The 19,471-nt window shown below is 59.8% G+C and carries 7 protein-coding genes; 4 read left to right on the top strand and 3 right to left on the bottom strand.

The window, feature by feature from the left end:
• Positions 1-30 precede the first annotated feature (30 nt).
• From BM269_RS26105 to BM269_RS26090, 4 genes are all read left to right on the top strand, one after another.
• A complete protein-coding gene (locus BM269_RS26105; protein WP_090444480.1) occupies positions 31-879 on the top strand; it encodes an MBL fold metallo-hydrolase in 849 nt (282 codons plus the stop codon).
• A 195-nt stretch (positions 880-1,074) separates the two neighbouring features.
• Entirely contained in the window at positions 1,075-1,446 is a 372-nt protein-coding gene (locus BM269_RS26100; RefSeq protein WP_090444477.1) for a BlaI/MecI/CopY family transcriptional regulator, read from the top strand.
• A gap of 44 nt (positions 1,447-1,490) precedes the next feature.
• A complete protein-coding gene (locus BM269_RS26095; RefSeq protein ID WP_090444474.1) occupies positions 1,491-1,898 on the top strand; it encodes a DUF2251 domain-containing protein in 408 nt (135 codons plus the stop codon).
• Position 1,899: 1 nt separating this feature from the next.
• On the top strand, positions 1,900-3,171 hold the full coding sequence (locus tag BM269_RS26090) for a leucine-rich repeat-containing protein kinase family protein (RefSeq protein ID WP_090444471.1): 1,272 nt from the start codon (positions 1,900-1,902) through the stop codon (positions 3,169-3,171).
• Position 3,172: 1 nt separating this feature from the next.
• Here BM269_RS26090 and BM269_RS26085 read toward each other — a convergent pair whose 3' ends face one another.
• The 3 genes from BM269_RS26085 to BM269_RS26075 form a co-directional block, all read right to left on the bottom strand.
• Positions 3,173-6,508, bottom strand: a complete 3,336-nt coding sequence (locus BM269_RS26085) for a S41 family peptidase (RefSeq protein ID WP_090444467.1) — start codon at positions 6,506-6,508, stop codon at positions 3,173-3,175.
• A 418-nt stretch (positions 6,509-6,926) separates the two neighbouring features.
• The gene (locus BM269_RS29910; RefSeq protein ID WP_229204804.1) at positions 6,927-7,511 is read right to left on the bottom strand and encodes a hypothetical protein; all 585 of its coding nucleotides are present in this window, start codon (positions 7,509-7,511) and stop codon (positions 6,927-6,929) included.
• A gap of 9 nt (positions 7,512-7,520) precedes the next feature.
• Positions 7,521-19,457, bottom strand: a complete 11,937-nt coding sequence (locus BM269_RS26075; protein WP_211482750.1) for a hypothetical protein — start codon at positions 19,455-19,457, stop codon at positions 7,521-7,523.
• Positions 19,458-19,471 lie beyond the last annotated feature (14 nt).

The following is a 19,471-nucleotide window of genomic DNA, read 5'->3' as shown; positions in this document are numbered from 1 at the left end:
CAGCATCCACTCACAACAAGGAACACAGACATGATCAAGCACACGTTCGCCGCAGCCGCCTTCGCCGCAACCACGATCGGCGCCTCCGCGGCCCCGCTGACCCTGGAAGTCTTCAATCCGGGCGAAGCCGCCATCTTCCCGGTTGCCTCCGTACTGGTCAAAGGCGAGAAAGACGCCGTGCTGGTGGACGCCCAGTTCTCGCGCGCCGAAGCTGAAAAGCTGGCCGCCCAGATCAAAGCCAGCGGCAAGCGCCTGACCACTATTTATGTCAGCCACGGCGACCCGGACTTCTACTTCGGCCTGGACGTGCTGAAAGCCGCCTTCCCGCAAGCCCGCATCGTGGCACGCGGCACCACCATCGCCGCCATGGAAAAGAAAGCCCAGGCCAAGGTGGCCTACTGGGGCCCGATCCTCGGCGCCAACGCACCGAAAGGCGTGGTGATGCCGGAACTGCTGCAAGGCGATATCGAACTGGAAGGCCAGAAGCTGCAGGTTAACGGCCAGGGTGACCGCAGTTATGTGTGGATTCCGTCGATCAAAGCCGTGGTAGGCGGCGTGGTCCTGTTCAAAGGCCTGCACGTCTGGGTGGCCGACACCCAGACGCCGGAATCGCGCGCCCAATGGCTGACCGTGCTGGACGACATGGCCAAGCTGAAGCCGACGACCGTCGTGCCCGGCCACTTCGCCCCCGGCAGCGCCCTGACGCCGGACGCCATCAGCTACACCGCCGACTACCTGCGCCGCTTCGAAGCCGCCACTCCAGCCGCCGCCGACAGCGCCGCCCTGGTCGCCGCCATGAAATCCGCCTACCCGCAAGCCGGCCTCGACAGCGCCCTGCAACTGAGCGCCAAAGTCGCCAAAGGCGAAATGGCCTGGTAAGCCCACTGCCGAGCCCGTGTCCCACCGTGGGGTCACACCCGAAATGAGACACGAGCACGGCTGCAGTACGGTTGAGTCCGTGTCCCGATTCGGGTGTGACCCCATGGTGGGACACGAGGTCGACAGTTCGCAGTCATAGACTTTTCTGTCTAGATCATTTATTCTAGATCCATTGCTGTCCTTCCTGGATCTTTCATGCCGCTCCCGAAACCTACCCCTAGCGAACTGGAAATGCTGCGCCTGTTGTTTGCGCTTGGCCCGGCAACGGCGCGGCAGGTGCATGATGCGGCCGTGGAAACGCGGCCGGATATGCAGTACGCCACCGTGCTGCGACTGCTGCAAGTGATGCACGCCAAGGGCCTGCTGAACCGCGACGAAAGCCAGCGCGCCCACGTCTACTCCCCTGCCGAGCAACAGGATTCGATCCAGACCTCTTTATTGAAAGACTTGATCCACAAGGCATTTGCCGGCTCCGGCAAGGCCCTGGTAATGGCCGCGCTGCGTGGCGGCCACGTTTCGGCCAAAGAGCGCGCTGAAATCCAGAAAATGCTGGACGAGGAAAGCTAGGCGCAAGCTATACTGCGCCCACGCAAACTCTTCGGTTTCTCAGCATGCCACTCCTGATCGATGTAGACGGCCACCATACCGTCGGCCAGCAGACCCATTTCGAATCCCACTCTCCTGACGGAAAATTCGCAGTCGTCTTCCAGGATGATGCCGAAACCGGCTATTTCTACGCCATCGATCCAGCGGCTGAAGGCAACAAGGTACAGGACGGTGTGCACGTTTATAACGTCGCCGACGTCGCCGATAGCGAAAAGTTCATTCATTTCCACGTTGGCTGGTCGCAGGACTCGCGCAAATCCGTCCTGATGATCAACGGCGTGCCGCAAGCCGTGTTCGACTTCGACGCCAAGCGCGGTTACTGCCAGTCCGGCTACCCGGAGCCGCGCGGTGACGGCGACTGGGGCAAGCATAGCCACGCCTGGTCCGAAGACACCGCCAAACTGTTCGTGTAATTTGATGCAAACGCTTCAACAACTGCGCTCCGGCCAACTGGCCGGCGCAGTGCGGCTGCAACTGCGCGGCGGCCTGACTGATTTCCCGCGCGAGATTTTCGACCTGGCCGATACGCTCGAAATCCTGGACCTGACCGGCAATGCCTTGTCCGCCCTGCCGGACGACCTGCCGCGCTTACACCGGCTGCGCATCATTTTCTGCTCTGAAAACCAGTTCACCGAACTGCCCGCAGTGCTGGGCCGCTGCCCTTCGCTGACGATGATCGGCTTCAAGGCGAACCGGATCGTGAGTGTGCCAGCCGCCGCCCTGCCGCCGCAGTTGCGCTGGCTGATCCTGACGGACAATCGCATCGAGCAGCTGCCCGCCGAAATCGGCCGCTGCACCGACATGCAAAAACTCATGTTGTCCGGAAATCGCTTGAGCGCATTGCCGCCGGAGCTGACGCATTGCGGCAAGCTGGAATTGCTGCGCATTTCCGCCAACAAGCTATCCGGGCTGCCGGAATGGCTGCCCGCCATGCCGCGACTTGCCTGGCTGGCCTTCGCCGGAAATCCGTTCAGTGAAGCGGCCATGCCGCCCGCCGCCAGCATTTCCTGGGGCGAACTGCACATCCTGCACAAGCTGGGCGAAGGCGCGTCCGGCGTGATCAACCAGGCCACCTTCAATGGTGAGCCTGTCGCGGTCAAGGTATACAAAGGCGCCATGACCAGCGATGGCTTGCCGGAACAAGAGATGGCGGCCTGCATCGGCGCCGGAACGCATCCCAACCTGATCCCCGTTCTCGGAACAATCCCGGACCATCCCGCCCGCCTGCCGGCGCTGGTCATGCCGCTGGTCGATCCCGGCCTGCGCAGCCTGGCCGGCCCGCCAAGCTTCGCAAGCTGTACGCGCGACGTCTACGCCGACCACCAGCGCTTCAGCGCCGAAGCACTGCTCGGCATCGCGCGCGGCGTCGCTTCCGCTGCCGCGCACCTGCATGCGCGGGGCATCATGCACGGCGACCTGTACGCGCACAACATCCTCAACTGCGGCACAGGCAAGGCGGTACTGGGCGACTTCGGCGGGGCCTCGCGCTTCGAACCGGGTTCCGCACTCGCTGCTGCGCTGGAGCGGCTGGAAGTCAGGGCCTTCGGTTATCTGCTGGAGGAGTTGCTGGAACGCTGCGAAGAGGAACTGCCGCTGGTTCGGGCGCTGGCAAATGACTGCCTGCGCCCAGCACCTGCGACACGCCCTGCGTTTGCCGAAGCATTAGCAAGGCTGGCAGCGGCTTGAATCAGCGGCTCTTGTCCGGGTAAGCCGGACGCGCCGGCCGGCTTGGCGGCGACTTCGCCAGTTCGGCTTTGATCACCTCAATCGCTTTCTCTAGCTGCGGGTCGCGGCCCGCAATCACGTCCGCCGGGTTCTGGTCGACTTCAATATCGGGCGCCACGCCTTCATTCTCAACGCCCCAGCCGCCCTCGCGCGTCCAGAATGCCAGGTTTGGCGCAGTTATGGTGCCGCCATCCAGCAGTACGGGAAAACCGAGGATGCCCACCAGCCCGCCCCAGGTGCGTTTGCCGATCAGCGGGCCAAGCTTATTCTTGCGGAACATCCACGGCAGCAAGTCGCCGCCCGAGCCGGCCGTTTCATCGATCAGCATCGCGCGCGGTCCCTGGATCGAGGCGGAAGGCGTCTTCATGTCCGCGCCATAGCGCATGGCCCACCAGGCAATCTCTTGCTTCTGCAGCAGTTCGATGTAGTAGTCAGCCAGACTGCCGCCGCCGTTGAAGCGTTCATCGATGATGATCGCATCCTTGTATGACTGCGGGTAGAAATAACGCTTGAAATAGGTGTGTCCCAGTCCCGCCGTATTCGGCACATAGACATAGGCAACGCGCCCGCCGGTTGCGGCATCCACCTTGCGGATATTTCCTTCCACCCAGTCGCGGTTGCGCAGCGCATCTTCGCTCGCCACCGGCACTACCGTAATGTGGCGCGCGCCCTTGCCGTCCGCGTTCGGACCGACCGTTATTTCGATTGCGCGGTTGGCCGTATTTTCGAACGCGCTATACAAATTGGTCGGCGGCGCCAGCGGACGGCCATCGACCGCCAGCAGGAATTCGCCGACTTTCACGTTCAATCCAGGCTCGGTCAATGGGGCACGCAGCGTCGGGTTCCAGTTCAGTCCCCCATAGATCTTCTTGAAACGGTAACGCCCATTGGCAACTTCATAGTCAGCGCCCAGCAGGCCGCCCGGCACAGGCTTGGCGTCGATGAAGTTGTCGCCGCCACCGCCCCGGTGATGGCCAACCGCCAATTCGCTGCACAACCATTGAATTACGCGGTTCAGGTCACTGCGCGTCGCCACGTCCGGAAGGAACTGGGCGTATTTGTCGCGCATGGCTTTCCAGTTCACGCCATGCATGTGCGGGTCGTAGAAATAGTCGCGGTTGATGCGCCAGGCTTCATCGTAAATCTGCTTCCACTCCACGCGCGGGTCTGCCTTGGTTTCGATCGCCTCCACACGCAGCTTGCCTTCAGACGGCGACAGCAGCTTGCCCGTAGCGGAGCCCATATTCCACTGTTCCTTCAGGCGCCACACGATCTTCTTGCCGTCGGCGCTGATCTCAAATTCGTTCGCTTCGGCGACGATGGTTTCGGTCTTGCGGTCCTTCAGGTCGAATCGCTGAACCTGGCGTTTACCGTCCACTTCACGCAGGAAGAAGATCTGCCCTTCTGCCCCTGCCTCCAGATCAAAATATTCCGAAACTGGCGGCGGCATATCAACAACGCGAGTCGAAATGCCATCCCAGTCGATGCGCATTGGCGCAGGCGGTTTGGCCGTTGCAGCGGCGGCCTTGGCTTTCGCATCGGCGCCGCGGCTGGTGGCCGAGTCGGCAACCACGCGTTCGTCGCTCTTGTCGCCGGTCGGTCCATCCTTGGGCGGTTCCTTGGGCGCAGGAGCGGCAGCCCCCTTCTCTTCATCGCTTTCGCGGACCAACGGCGACGGAATGTCATTGCGCAGCACCATCAGCCAGAGAGAACGCGTTGGACGATTGTCCTGGTTCTGCAGCGAGAACCAATTGTTGCTCGGCCCCGCGTCGGTGGAGGCGAAGAAGTAAAGGTATTTGCCGTTGCGGTCGAAGACTGGGTTGGCAACGTCGGAAAGGCCATCCGTCACCGCGTGCGATTTGTCCTCGTCCAGCGCGTAGATATAGGCTGTGCGCGTATAGCTCAGTGAGTTGAGCGTATAGGCGATGAAACGCGAATCAGGCGACCAGACACCGCGCAGAGACTTTTCGACGCCATACATTGGCTCGGTGGCGACTTTCTTTTGCACGCCTGTCGCCAGGTCGATGTAATACAACGTCCAGGAATTGTCGATGAAAGCGATCTTCTTGCTGTCCGGCGACCAGACGGCGCGTTCGAAGAAACCGGAACCGTTCAGCTTGAACTTGCGCAGCTCACCCTTGCCGTCCTGTTGCCGGACATGCAGAGCGTACTCGCCACTTTCATCGGAAAAGTACGCGACCTGACGCCCATCCGGCGACCATGCCGGGCCCCGTTCATGCGCCCCCGGAGTTTGCGTCAGATGACGAATATCTCCCTTCTCGGCCGGAAGCGTGACAATATCGCCGCGGAACTCAAATGCCACCCGCGCGCCCGACGGTGAAATGGACGAATTGCGAATGTATTTCGCCCCGCGTACCCAGCGCTCCCGCGAAAGGCCCAGGTCGGCACTTACCCCGATTGCCAACCGCTTTCCTGCCGTCGCCCCGGAGTCAATATCCAGCATGTGCAGATATCCTGCCTGCTCGTACAAGATTTGGCCGCCAGAAAATGATGCATTCAATACCGGGAAATCCGGGTGGCGCGTCAACTGGTTGACGCTCTTGCTGCGGACATCATAAACGTAGAGATTAAACTCCCCGTTCCGGTCAGAGCGGAAATAGACCTTATCCCCAGCCCACATCGGGTCCACGTCATTCACCCGGCTGGCCGGCTGCGGGATTCGTTCAACTACCTGCGTATCCCGATTAAACAGCCAGATAATTGAATTCAAGCCGCCGCGATAACGTTTCCATTGCAGGAAAGCTGGCGAAGTCGGGTTATACGCAAATCCTCGCCCATCAGGGGAAAAAGTCGCCCGCGCGGCGTTGGGAATTTCCAGCTTGGTTTCCACGCCGCCGCCAACGGGTACTGTAAATAGATTGCGATAGCGGTTATTCGAAGCCACTCGAGGCGAAGTGAATAGAACCTGTGAACCATCCGGCGTAAAGCCTTGTACCACATCCTGCCCCGGATGCCAGGTCAGCCTGCGTGGAATGCCCCCAGTGATCGGCAGGATAAAAACATCCGTATTCCCGTCAATATTCGCGCTGTAAGCAATCGACTTGCCGTCAGGAGAAAAGTGAGGATTGGACTTTTCACCGACGTCTGATGTCAGCCGCTGCACCTCGAGTCCTGTGTGATCAGCTACCCAGACGTCACCAGCATAGATAAATGCGATATGGCTCTTGGAAACAGCCGGCTCGGACAGGAGCCGGGTATCACCAGTATTAGGGGCCGCGACGGCATTGGAAGCAAGCGTCAATACCAAGAAGAAAATGAGCTTTCGATCCGTAAACAATCAGACCTCCGAATGGAAATGGGCGTTACGCCAAGTGCCGAGTGACCTCAACGTTATCAGGTTTCGACAATCGGAGGTTGAGCCGAGAAACTCGAGCCAAAAGATTGTCCATTCACACCAGAATTTGGCACATCAACAGCAACATTTCGGCAACTTGGGCAAGTCGATCGGGTTCGTGGGTGTAAGAGTTTCCTGACTAGCTGGCCACTTCCTTGCAGCCATCGACACAGGCCTCCCCCAGCCCACCGATGACGTGGCGCGCGCTGGACGAACACGCATGCTCTTCCGCGCTAACGCGTGGACAATGATCGACAGCAGATGATCGGCAAAGTTAGATCAAGCATTCATGACCGCCTTTTAGGGCAGACACGAAACCTGTTCAGTCAACCGTCGGGCATCAATGCTCGTCTCGGCGTCATCAATTGATTGAGATCCCCGGAACTTGCTCCAATAACCTTCGCAAATCGTCAACCAAAATTCCATTGTCCGCTGCAAGAATCTCAGCATTCGAAACGATCGCCTGGCATTCTGGGTCCACATCAGTATAAACATCTAACGTAACGTCGAGGTCGCCAGGCCAATTTGTTTCGAGCACAAACTCTCGGGCATCTGCGGGGTTGAAAATACAAAAATGGGGCCATCCGGGCAGCTTAATACTTTTCATATCGCTATTGAGGAAACGACATCCATGCATCATTGAATCCGAAAAATCGCAGTTGGTAATTGATGACTTTGCTTGATCATCCCAATCACCAAAATCACACCCCCAAAACTCACCCCGGAACTTCACATTCTGAAAATGCGCGTTGTGAAAGTGAAAATCACTCAAACGAACTTGTTGAGTAAACGTTCCGCCAGCCATATTTAATCCACGAAGAGATATCCCCTTTGCAGCAGTCCGCGAAACTACGCTGCAATTAAGTAACTCAAGGTTCGGACCCAACAAACTTACCGAATTCTGTTCAAGTTCAATTACTTCGCCAGATACTATTTTATTTTGCATAATTTCCTTTTAGAACGTAATCATCCGGAAGAGAACATCAGGCATCCTCTTACTGTGATCGTTCATGTTTGTTTTAGTGCCAGACATAATATCGTAACTCAGGCCGGTGGCCGGATCCACAACGTCGACACCACGTCTACTCCATTGTAGGTTCATGTTCGCGATATCAGCATTGTCTCGCACTTGATTTTCAATCCATCGTCCTTTCGCCTGCTGCTCGGCCAAATTCGCCCTCCAGTACTCATCGGCCTTCCTTGCTTTAGCAATATTTGCACGCTCGTTTGCCGAGAGATGGCGCCTTGGATTCCAAGAGTTCGCAGCGGCATCCGTAACTTGCTGAAGTTTAGCGCCAACTGGATCGTTCATCGGTATGGCGCTCAAGTCCATGTCCCTTGGAAGATTCCACCGTTGTCCTTCGATTAGAACTTGACGGTTACCCGTTTGGTGCTTAATCACGGTGGTGAACTCACGCTGAACATTTGGATTCGCGCTAGAACCTCGCGTCAATACCTTGTTATGCTCCCCTACTGCAAAGGTCACAGGAGTGCCGAGAACTTCAATCGGAACGTTGCCTTGCTGAGCTACAAATTGTTGAGGCTTGACTGAGTTTATCCCAGGGCGCGACGTCGCCTGACTATACGCACCAGTTCCAGACGAGAACGCAGGACTGCCCGCCCCATTTAGTTGACCAGGAACTTTCGTCTGCAACGTCCCATAGTCTGGAGTTTTTCCAGCGTATCTGCGAGAACCGTAGAATGATCCATTTTCTCGAGGGCTCCAGTTCTGTTCTTTGGGGGCTCGCCCGATGTTCGAGCGACCAGACGGTACAGCAACAACTGCGGCGCCCCCCTCAAAGACCACACTGCCTGAGCGATTCATCGCGGCGATCTGATACTCATCCGCCCCAAATAATCGACCAATTTCCCCATAAGCAAATCCGCCAAGAAGAGCACTTTCCAGCTTGTTTCGGCTTCTAAGCTTCTCATACTCAGCCGCTGCAAACTCAGGCGTATCAGTAGCTACCAGCTTCGGACCCGGCTGTGCCTTTGCATAGGCTTCCCGCTGAGCGGGAGTTGCCTTATCCAGCCACGCGTTCGAACCATATGCCACAATGCTGCACTGATCATCTTCGATCTGTTTCAAGATCGGGGTGTTCTTAAGGTAAATCTGACCGACTGGAGCCGCATCCAAGATCTCGGTAAGGGTCAATGGTGGTGCGCTTTGCGATATCGCCGCAAAGCTCGGCGTAGGAAGCGCTTTTATGCCTTCCTTAGCATTCAATGCGGCCAGCGCTTCTTTGCCAGATACCGTTACGATCTGCATTGGCGGCTCTTTGGCCTCCTTATTAACCGCTTCTCCGATCAGTGCAGCTTGTCCTGGCGGCAGATAGCAATTGTTGTTTGCCAACCAGCACGCAACATCTTCCTGTCCATTGAATTTGACAATGGCCGGTTTCCCCCCCGAGTAACGTCCGCGGTAATCGGCGGATGCATATGCCTGCACACGGTTAGCGTCGGTATCATCCCGCCCATTGGACCATTGGCCAACCACGACCTCGTGGCTGTTTTCCTGAGGCCCCGCATTGGTAGCCAATCCATCCTGACCAAAATAGGCCTCGTTATCATTTACGCCGGCCAGTGATTGGTGCGACGTCCAACCGGTTCCGCTCCAGATGGTCAGTTCATTTTGTCTTGATGCGCCATCAGCTAAACGACCGCCGCCGCCTAGTACATTTGCCACGCTAAGATTCGGCAGGTCCAGCGCTTCGTCCTCAATTGCAGTCAACGCTGGAATATCGCGCTTCCCGGAAGCGTGGTCGTTTCCAGTGAACGAATTAGCGAACTCAGTAAGCGCATTTGCTGCTGAATCAATCCCTTGACTGATGAACGATTCAAAGCGATTTGTTAAGTTGTCGTTGCCGTAGCTCTCGGCGACATCGCTCTTGATTTGGCTTCCAACACCATCCACCAGTCCGTCGATAAAGTTGCCACCACGCCGTTCGGACAAATAGCCACCGAGCACGCCGCGGGCAGCATAGGCGCCGAACGACCCTTCGCCGCCAAGAGTGTCAATGTTGTTATTGATCAGCGCATTGCCGACCGTCGCCAAGGTGCTCACGCCAACGGCCTTCCAATCCACGCGATTGTTCTTGATCACCTGATAGGAAATATTCTGCGCGGCCGAGGAAACAGCGAGCTGGGCGTATTTGCCCCATGAACCGCTCAAGACCGTTCCCGATTCCCCGATGTAGGAGCCAACCTGTTCACCGACGAAGTTCCCGGCCTTCTGCGAGACATACGATGCAGCCACAGCCTTCCAGCTGAAGTGCTCGCTGGTCAACGCGGTCGTCAACGCCGCACTCGCGAATGCGCCGACCTGAGTGCCGATCGCAGTGGCCATGCCAGGGGCCGCGCCAAGAGCTGTGGCGCCTTGCGAAACGGCGCCGCCAACTGCGCTTGATACATAGCTACCGATCCCCTGCGACACATAGGCCATGGCGCCCGCTTTCGCGACCGCCTTGTAATCCATGTATTCATGGTCGCCATTGCCCAGAGGGTCATAGAACGTGCGCATGAAGTCCTGCAAGTTGCCGGAGAACGGATTAAGCGTACGCTTCACAAAGCGCTTGAAGTCGAAGTTACCGTTCAGCATATTGGTCGTATGCTGCTCAGCAAGGCTGCCCGCTGCGGCCGCCAGCGCCACGTTACCGGTGAAGTACACCACCACCACAAACACAATGATGGAAACGATCTTGGCGATGAAGCCCCACTTCGACTTCGGCGGCGGCGGCGACGGCAGGTTCGGCATGGTGCTGCCAACCAGCTTGCCGTTGTTATAGGTCTGCTCCAGCGAAACTCCGCTCTTGTAAGCAGGTGCGGTCAGTGCCTGGCCGCCGTGCAGCGCCTGGCCAGGCTCCAGCTTGTTGGCCTCGGCCAGCTTGTACCACAGCGATGCATCGCCGTAGATGCGCTGGGCGATCGTCTGCAGGGTATCGCCGTCGTTTGCCACAACCACGTTGCCGCCATTGCCAGGCGTGCTGCCGCCAGCTACAGGATCGTCGATCAACGGATTCTGGCTGGCGTTGAGGTTGTAAGCACGCCAGAAATTGTCCTTCTGCTCACCGGACATGTCACCGCCGAAGCCACCGGAGTTGGTGCTGTAACGCATCTGCAATTGACCGTTGGCGATGACCTGGTATTGCTCCTGAATCGGCGCGTTCTTGTCGACTTCAGTCGCCTTCAGGATGTTGCCCTGGGCGTCAAACACGAAGAACTTCGACTTCGGTCCGGACTTCGGCGAATCGCCGCTGGCCGGTTCTTCGAAGTTCACAGCAATCATCTTGCCGTCGGCGTTGTACACCATGACGCTCTTGGCCGTGGCACCAGTTCGTCCGGCGAGCTTGCCGCTTTCGCCGCGCATATAGCCTTCCGACCACTGCAAGACAGCGCCAGTCGAACCCGCGCCGTAAGTGCTGGTATAGAACTGGCTCATGTCATCGCCAACGGTCGAGAAGGAAGTGCTCTTCAAGACATTGCCGGCGGCATCGAACTTGTCGTTGGTCTGGCGGAACTTGACGCTGCCGTCATCGTTATAGCCTTCCGTTACCAGCGTGCGTCCCGCAACGTCATACGACATGGCGTGTCGCTCGTAGCCAGTCTTTGCCTTGCTTCTCACCAAGCGCGACAAGAACGACACCTGGTCGCCATATTCGGCCTGCTGTTCCGCATAGTCGGCCAGCGCTTTCTGGTAGGCGGTGTAGTCGATGTTGTACTGCGTGAGCAGCGCCTGGTATCGGTCCTTGTCCGCTTGCGGTGCATTCGGACCCGGGTCGACCGGGCGCTTCGGTTCGATTGGCGCGACTGGTGCGACGTCAGCCTGCACGTCAGGCATCTCTTCGACCTTGGTCCACTCTTCCACCACGCGGCCCGCGGAATCGTAGCGGGTGTTGTACTGCTGTCCACCGATGACGCTGGCAACGAGACGGTTCATCGCATCGTAGGTGAATGTCTGCGTAGCGCCGCCGCCTTGCGTCTTCCTGCCGAGGTTGCCGTCAACGTCATAGACATAGTCAGTCGTCGACTCGTCGACCGCGCCGGAAGCATTCGTCGCGTCGGCGCGCACTATACGATTCAACGCATCGTAGAAGAAGTAGCCATCCTGGTTGCGTCCCGGTCCGGAACTACTGGACCAGGAGTTGAAGCGGCTGCGGTTGCCGAAGCCGTCGAACTCCATGCGGACGAACTGCGACCCGGTACCGAGATCGGCTACATCTACGCCAACCAGGCGATGCTCGGCATCGTAGACCAACACATTGCGCTGGAAGGTCAGGCCGTTCTGCTCCTGGACTTCAGAGATGCGGTTACCCACTGCGTCGTAGGCATAGTAGGTCCAGCGGTTGGTGTTCGCCGCTGCGCTCATGCCGGTCACCAGTTCGTGGATAGTGGCAACCTGGCCGGCATCGTCATAGGTGTAATCGACAGTCTGGCCTTTGCTTGCCTGGGTGCTGCGCACCAGCAGGCCGGCATTGTCATACTCATTGATGGTGATGGAGCCGTCGGCACCGATCACCTTCTTGAGATGGCCCAGCTTGTCGTACTCGTTGATGACGGTGTAATTGAGTGCATCCTTCGTCGTTTTCTTGTGCCCGCTCTTGTCCCAGGTCGTGTAGCTGGTGTTGTTCAGTGCATCCGTCGACGAAGTCAGGTTGCCTTGCTCGTCGTGGGTGTACTTGGTGACCACGCCAGTCCCGGTGGTGATGCTCGCCAGGTTGCCGCGGTTATCGTAAGCGAAGGTCTTGCTCATGGCGCGCTGGCCATCGTTGAGCGTGCTGTGCGAAGCCAGGTCGAAGCGCCAGTTGTCCACCACTGGGTGGGATTCCTTGACCAGCTGGCCGATGCCGTTGTAGTCGTAGTTGCAGACCACCCGGCCGCCGATGATGTCGCTACGCAGTTGGCCGAACACGTCATAGGTGTGTTCTTCAGCCTTGACACCGTTGACGATGGTCGACAGCAGTTGTCCCGCGATGTTGTAGTTTTCAACGGTCTCGCGATAGCGCGCATGCAGGCTATCGTTGTCTTGCGGACCCGCGACGGCCGCATTCTCACGGTCGGTGGTCTGGCGCATGACAACCATGCCACGCTCGCCGAACACATAGCTGAACTCGCGGACTCGGCCGCCGGCAGTGCCGTCGGCCTTGGTGTGGCTTTCGCTCAGCTTGCGGCTCTTCAAGTCGTAGGTATAGGTGACCGTCGGCGCTGGTTTTCCCGCAACCACCGGCTGCGTGTCCTGCAACAGGTTACCCCAATGATCAAAGACCTTGATCGACTCAGGGCGCTGGCCCTGGCGGACTGGCTGCACCTCGCGGATGCAACGGCCTTCACTGTCATAGTAGAAATCGGTGCGCCGTACGTCGCCCGCCTGTGCCAGCTCCTCGGCGGAGGCGGCCAGCGACAGGTCGCGGTTGCCGTTGAAACTGCCTGCACTGACCATCATCGCCGTGCGCTGACCGCGCAAGTCATTCAGGAACACCTGGGTGACGCCTGCTTCGTTGCTGCGCCACAGGTGGCCGGCATCGTCGTAGTCGTAGCTGTATTCCTGCTCGCCCTGCTTCTTGTAGATCAAGTCGCCGAACGCGTTGTACTTCAGGGTGACACCCTGGTCGGAGTCGGACGTCAGTCGGCCCAGCAGGTCGTATGCCCAGTTCGAAGGCGCATTGCCGTTGTTGATGGCGCCAGTGGCTTGTTCGCGTGCCTTGTTGCCGCCAGCATCGTACAACACCTCGTGCGTAATGCCCGCAGCATCGAAGATGCGCACCGGGCGACCCGCGTAATCGTTGTCGATGCGGGTGCGGCGGGTGGCCGGCGAGTTCGGGTCAACCGCTACGGTCTTGCCTTCCACCAGCACGCCCTTCTCGTACTGCACGGTTTCAACCACGTGGCCACCAGGGCCGTAAAAGTTGACTGTCAGCGCGAAGCCTTCGCCATTCGGACGCATGCCGTCCAATACGGCGATGACATGCCCCATGCCATCGTAGGTCATGATGGTTGGCGAGTTCGAGCCGGTCTGGCCCGGCCCCCAGGAGTTCGCAATGACGACGTTGCCCTTCTTGTCGTATTGACTGGTCTTCACATATCCGCTGTTGGCGGTTGCCAGGTGGGCGCGGTCGTTCAGGGTCTCTTTGGTGATGCGCTGTGCTTCGTCGTACTCATAGGTCGTGATGCGGTCGTGTGCAGCTTCCTGCGCAGCCGGCATCGGCTCGTAGTCACCCTTCCAGCCCGCGATTGCGGTAGCCGACTCGGTGACGGACACCTTGTTGCCAAAGTCGTCGTACTTGTAGACGGTCATGAAGCCGGCGTTGCTGACGGTTGCCTTGAGCTTTCCGTCGATGTCGTACCAGCTTGCCTCCACGGTCTTTTCACCTGTGACTGGGTTGATGGTCGCAGTGGAGAGCAGGTTACCGAAGGTGTCGTAATCGCGGACAGTCTTGATGCCGGCCTTGTAGTACTGTTGGCCAGCCGGTGCCGTCGGGTCATACACAAACGCTTCCGGCGCCTGCGATTCGATCACGCGGCCCGCGCGGTCGACAGTATTGCTGATGGTGCGAGCGCCGGTCCGATCCAGGCCTGCCACGATCTGGTCGAGCGCCGGCGTGTCCATGCTGGTGAAGTTCGCCAGCATTTCTTTCGGAACGGCAGCCGCGTAGCGCGTCATCTCCAGCTCGTCACCAAAGACATTGCGCTTGTATGCGGTGACGCCACCATAGTAGTCAAGCTCGTACTTCAGCAGGCCCGACTCGTCATAGAACCTGCGAATGCCGCCGCCCATTTCGGTCGACGTGCTATGGACCTGGCCGAGCGCGTTGTAGCGCGGCCCTTTTTGCACAGCCGTCGAAGCCCAGGCAGTTCCGTTCCAGTACAGGGATTCCGGGGTTTCCGTGCCGCTGGCGCGGCCAGCGTAATCGTACACATAACGGACGGAGCTGCTGTCAAGGTTCCCATTGGAGCCGGAAATCTTGCGCTCGACCATATTGCCGTTGCCGTCGTAGACGTACTCGGTCACCGAACGGTAGGTGCCACCGCCCTGTGCCGGCAGCGCCGGACCAATCTCCATCCACAGGCGGCCTTCACCGTCATACTTGTATTCCCAGACATTGCCTTCCTTGTCTGTGAAAGTGTTCCTGCGGCCGTTGGCGCCATAGGTGGTGAAATCGGTGGCGCCCATGCTGTCGGTGGCGCTGCGCATCTGGCCCAGGGCGTCATAGGTGTAGCTCGACGTATGGTCGCGCGGCGCTGCGACTTTGAACAGTGCTTCGAGGCCGCCCAGGCTGTAGTCGGCAAAGCCTGCGCCGCCACGTACCGTAACATGTTCCTCGAACAGGATCTCCGCGCTCACGTTGCCGTGCGCGTCGTACTCGGTGCGCTTGACCGCGCCCGTCATGTCAACGCTATACACCAGGCGGTCCTGGCTGTCGTAGGCATAGTGGCTGATGCGATCACCGGCAGACGTCGCAACCGGCAGCTTGGCACGAACGGCCGGATCGGCCCACGCTGCGGCCAGTGCTGCAACGTCACCCACCGTCGCCATGTACTCGGCGTGTTTCAGCTTGTTGCCGTAGGCATCAAAGCTCTGGCTGGTGACGGCGCCGTCCGGGTTGACCTGCAAGATCAGGTGATGGTCGGCGTCGTAGGCCATCAGGGTAATGCGGTCTTCCGCACTCACCGGTACGCTGGATGGTTCGGAACCCGGCACGATCTTCGAGGCCGACTGCACTTTCCTGATCACGTTGCCTTGATCGTCGTAGCTGAAGGCTGTGACGATGCCGCCCTGCTCGCTGTACACCAACTGGTTCTTGTCGTTGTAAACATTGCGCGTGCGCAGGTCGAAGCTGGCCTTGCCGCCGGCAGCCAGGCGGCTTGCGGCAGCGCGTGACAGGTCGACAATCGGGCGCATTTCGTTGTACGGCAGGCCATTGACCGGCAGTGGGGACGCTTCGTACAGGCCCTTGGTATCCGCATACCGCACGCTCTCGATCACGTTGCCGTGAGCATCGTAACGAACGGCACTCGCTTCGTATGGCGACGGCAAGCCGACGCTGGTCCAGATCACGCGGCCAGCGGCATCGTAGACCATGCCCTTCACGATGTCTGTCGAATCGCGCGCATCCAGCCTCCAGTCCGGATCCGGCAGGCGGCCGGTCGACTGCGTGCGCACCAGGTTGTGCGACGCATCGTAGAAGAACATCTTCTCGCGATTGCTCGAATCCCTGCTGAATACTACCTGGCCATTCAGGTCATAGCCTTGGAGCGACGGTTCGCCATCCGGCACAACCGTTTCGATCAGTCGGCCGTCGGAACCGTAGCGATACCTGGTGGTGCCGCCGTACGCATTGGTATTGGCGATCACACGCCCATTAGCGTCGAAGACCTGGCTCAGTTGGCCATCCTTGGCATGGTCGCTAATCGCTGCTGCCGCTGCCGACAGTGCAGCCATCGTGGCCGGCGTTGCCGGATCGATGGTCTTGGCAAAGATCGTCTGCCTGACGACATTGCCGTCGTACGTCCATTGGGACAGCTCGCCCTTGCTGTTCAAGCTGAAGACCTGGCGGCCAGCCGCGTCGTAGACGCTGCGGCTCCAGTCATCGCGCTGCGCATCCACTGCCACCGGCAGCGTGCCGGCCTGCGGCGCGGTGCTTTCTGCAGTCGGACGAGCGGTACGGTTGGTATAGCGTAAGGTTTCGGTGACGTTGCTGTCGGCGTCGTATGCCTGGCGGGTCACATAGCCGTCCTGGTCGACGTGCAGCACCTGGCGGCCTTCGCTGTCGTAGGCGAACAGTTGTACCTGGTCGATCGGGCTGGCCGCCACCAATTGCGGTGCGGCATTGTTAGCCAGTACGGTTGCGTACTGCACCTGCTTCACGACGTGCCCTTCGACGTCGTAGGTGAAGCCGGTTACCAGGCCGGCGCTGCTGACATCCCACAGCAAGCGGCCGGACTGATCGAACACGCGGCGGCTTACCACATCGCGGCTGGCGTCCGCTACTGCGGCCACGGCTGCGCCGATGTTGGCAGCCGAGGTGGCGCTGTCAAAGGCAATGTTGGCGGTGCCTGCCGCAGCGTCGCCCAGGAAGCCGAAGTAGTCGTCGATGACGCGCGACGTGAACAACGAGGCAGTCGACACGCGCGTGGCGAATGCGGTCTTTTCGACCACGTTGCCGCGCAGGTCATACTTGAACGCGACCACATTGCCCGAGATATCGAGCGTGTAGACAGCGCGGTTCTGCGCATCGTAGACGGTGTGCAGGACGCTGTTGTGGGTGGTGCCGTCATAGACGTTGCTGACCTTGCGGCCGGTTTCGTTACCGATACCGTCATAGGCGTAGCGGGTAACGTTGGCGGAGCCGGTGAAGTCGAAGTCGAACGGGCGATCGAAGGCGCAAGTGGTCGACTCCACACGGCCTGCCGCATCGTAGGTCCAGGTGTAGCGGTTGGCCGGATTGGTCAGCGCAGCCTGCAGTGCAGTAGCAGTGAGCTCCACGGACGGACTAACCCTGGTGAAGGTATTGGTCTCGCTCACCAGTCCGGCGCCGTTATAGATGTGCTTGATCGCCGTGCCGGCCTGGTCGACGCTCCAGATCTCGCGGCCGCTGTTGTCGTAGACGTAGCGGGTGCGCAGGTCGTTCGCCGCATCCGCGTTGGCGGCGGCCAGCGCGGACAGGCTTTCCTTGCTGGCGTTGACACTGCTGTCGACCGGCTTGTGGTAGGTGATCGACTCGATCACGTTGCCGTGCGAATCGAACTTGCGGGCGGTCAGCAAGCCGGTGTGGCCGATGCTGAAGATCTCATTGCCGGCGCCATCGAAGACACTTTGCGCAACCAGGTCCTTGCCGGCATTCGCCTGCACGGAGTCTGCCAGTGCCGGCGAGCTGATGGCCGTTGGTCGCGCCACTCGGTTGCCGAAGACGGTGGTCTTGACCTTGTGGCCGTTGGCGTCGTACTCGTACTTCGTGACCTGGCCGGTCGGGTCGACCGTGGACACGATGCGCGAATCGGCATCGTAGTTCACCAAGCTGACACGGTCGTTCGCCGCTGCGTGGACGGAATGGATGTCCGCCCCCGTTGCCAGCGGCGTCGTGTAGCTGATCGTCTTGACGACATTGCCGAAGCTGTCGTGGCTGTAGGCCGTGACCAGCCCTTTGGAGTCCGACTCCATGACGAGACGGTTGTCGGCGTCGAAGACCTTTTGGGTACGCAGGTCGTTTGCGTCGTCGGCCACCAGGGCGCCCTGCACTGCTACCAATGTGGCGGCAGTTACCAGCGGGATGCGCTTGGCGTAGATGCGGCTTTCGACCACGTTGCCATTGCCGTCGTACTTCACGCCGGTGACCTGGCCCATGCCGTCGATGGTGAACAGCGGGCGGCGGGCGGCGTCGTACACCGTGCGCGTGACGTTGTCGCGCGCAGGATCGCTGACCACTGCGGGATCGCTGCCAACCACCCACTTCGAGATATCGATCGGGGTTGCGTAGGTCACGCGGGACACGACGTTGCCTTCACCGTCGTAGGTGAAGTTGGTCGCACCGCCCATGCCGTCGATGCTCCAGGACAGTTGGCCGGCCGCATCGAACACCTGGTACTGGTGTACGTCCTGCGCGTTCGCGGCCGGAGCGACGATGTCGCTGCCGGTCACGTACTTCGTCGGATCCAGGCGGGTCGCATAGACGATCTTCTCGACCTGGTTACCCTTGCCGTCGTAACGGTACTGGATCACGCCGCCGGTGGCGTCCATTTCCCAGGTCAGGCTGCCGTTCTTGTCATACACACGCACGGTGCCGTCGTCGAGGCCTGCGCTGGCGCCTGCCACTGCAGCGGCATTGATACCGGCTGCGAAGTCGGCACCTAGGGCTGGGGCAAAACGTGCAGCGTACACGGTACGGCGTACCACTTCACCCAGGTTGTTATAGGCGTAGCCGGTCACTGCGCCGGTCGCATCGGCGCTCCATTGCAGACGGCCATCGAGGTCGTAGGCGTAGCGCAGGCGCACGTCGCGGTTGGCATCGGCGACCGAGGACAGCGCCGCGGCCACTGCAGCTGTGTTGGCGGCGGTGGCCAGCGGAATCGGGCTGGCATAAGCGATCTTCTCGATCGCATGGCCGTTGCCGTCGTAACGGGTCTCGGTCACGGCACCGATGCTGTCGATGCTGTAGATCTCGCGATTCAAGATATCGTAGACCTTGCGCACCACGTGGTCGTGCGCCGCATCCGCTGCAGGAGCGGTGATTGGCGCGGCACTGGCTGCCGTTGGGCGGACCAGCGGCCTAGCAAACGCGGTGGACTTGACGACGTTCGAGTTGGCGTCGTACTCCAGCGCGGTCGCCATGCCGTGCTCGTCGACACGCAATACCAGTCGGTTGGCACTGTCGTAGCTGCTCAAGGTGACGCGGTCGCCCTCTCCTGCCACGACGCCGGACGGATTGGCGCCGGCAGCGACGCGCTGCGCATACACCACCTGCTTCGCGAGGTTGCCGTCGATGTCGTAGCTGAAGCCGGTCACCTGGCCCAGGCTATCAACTGACCATTGCAGGCGGTTGGCGCTGTCGTACGCATTGCGCACATGGACATCGCGGCCGGCGTCGGCCACGGCGTCCAGTGCCGCGCGCATGGCGGAAATTGTTGCTGCGGTCGTGACAGGAATCTTGTTGGCATAGGCGATGCGCTCGAGCACATTGCCGACGCTGTCGTACTTCATTTCGACTGCGTCGCCATTGCCGTCCACGGTGAACACCAGACGGTTCAGCGCGTCGTACACGGTGCGCAGCATGCCGTCGCGCTGGTCGTTGGCCACCACGGCAGGTTCGGTCCCCACCACCCACTTCGTCATGTCGATGCGGGTGACATAAGTGCGGCGCGCGGTCACGTTGCCGTTACCGTCGTAGCTGAAGCGGGTCACGCCGCCCATGGCGT

This window comes from Duganella sp. CF458, from assembly GCF_900113115.1.
GTDB lineage: Bacteria > Pseudomonadota > Gammaproteobacteria > Burkholderiales > Burkholderiaceae_D > Rugamonas.
Note: the sequence above shows the minus strand (reverse complement) of the source record. Positions and strands in the feature narration are given on the sequence as shown.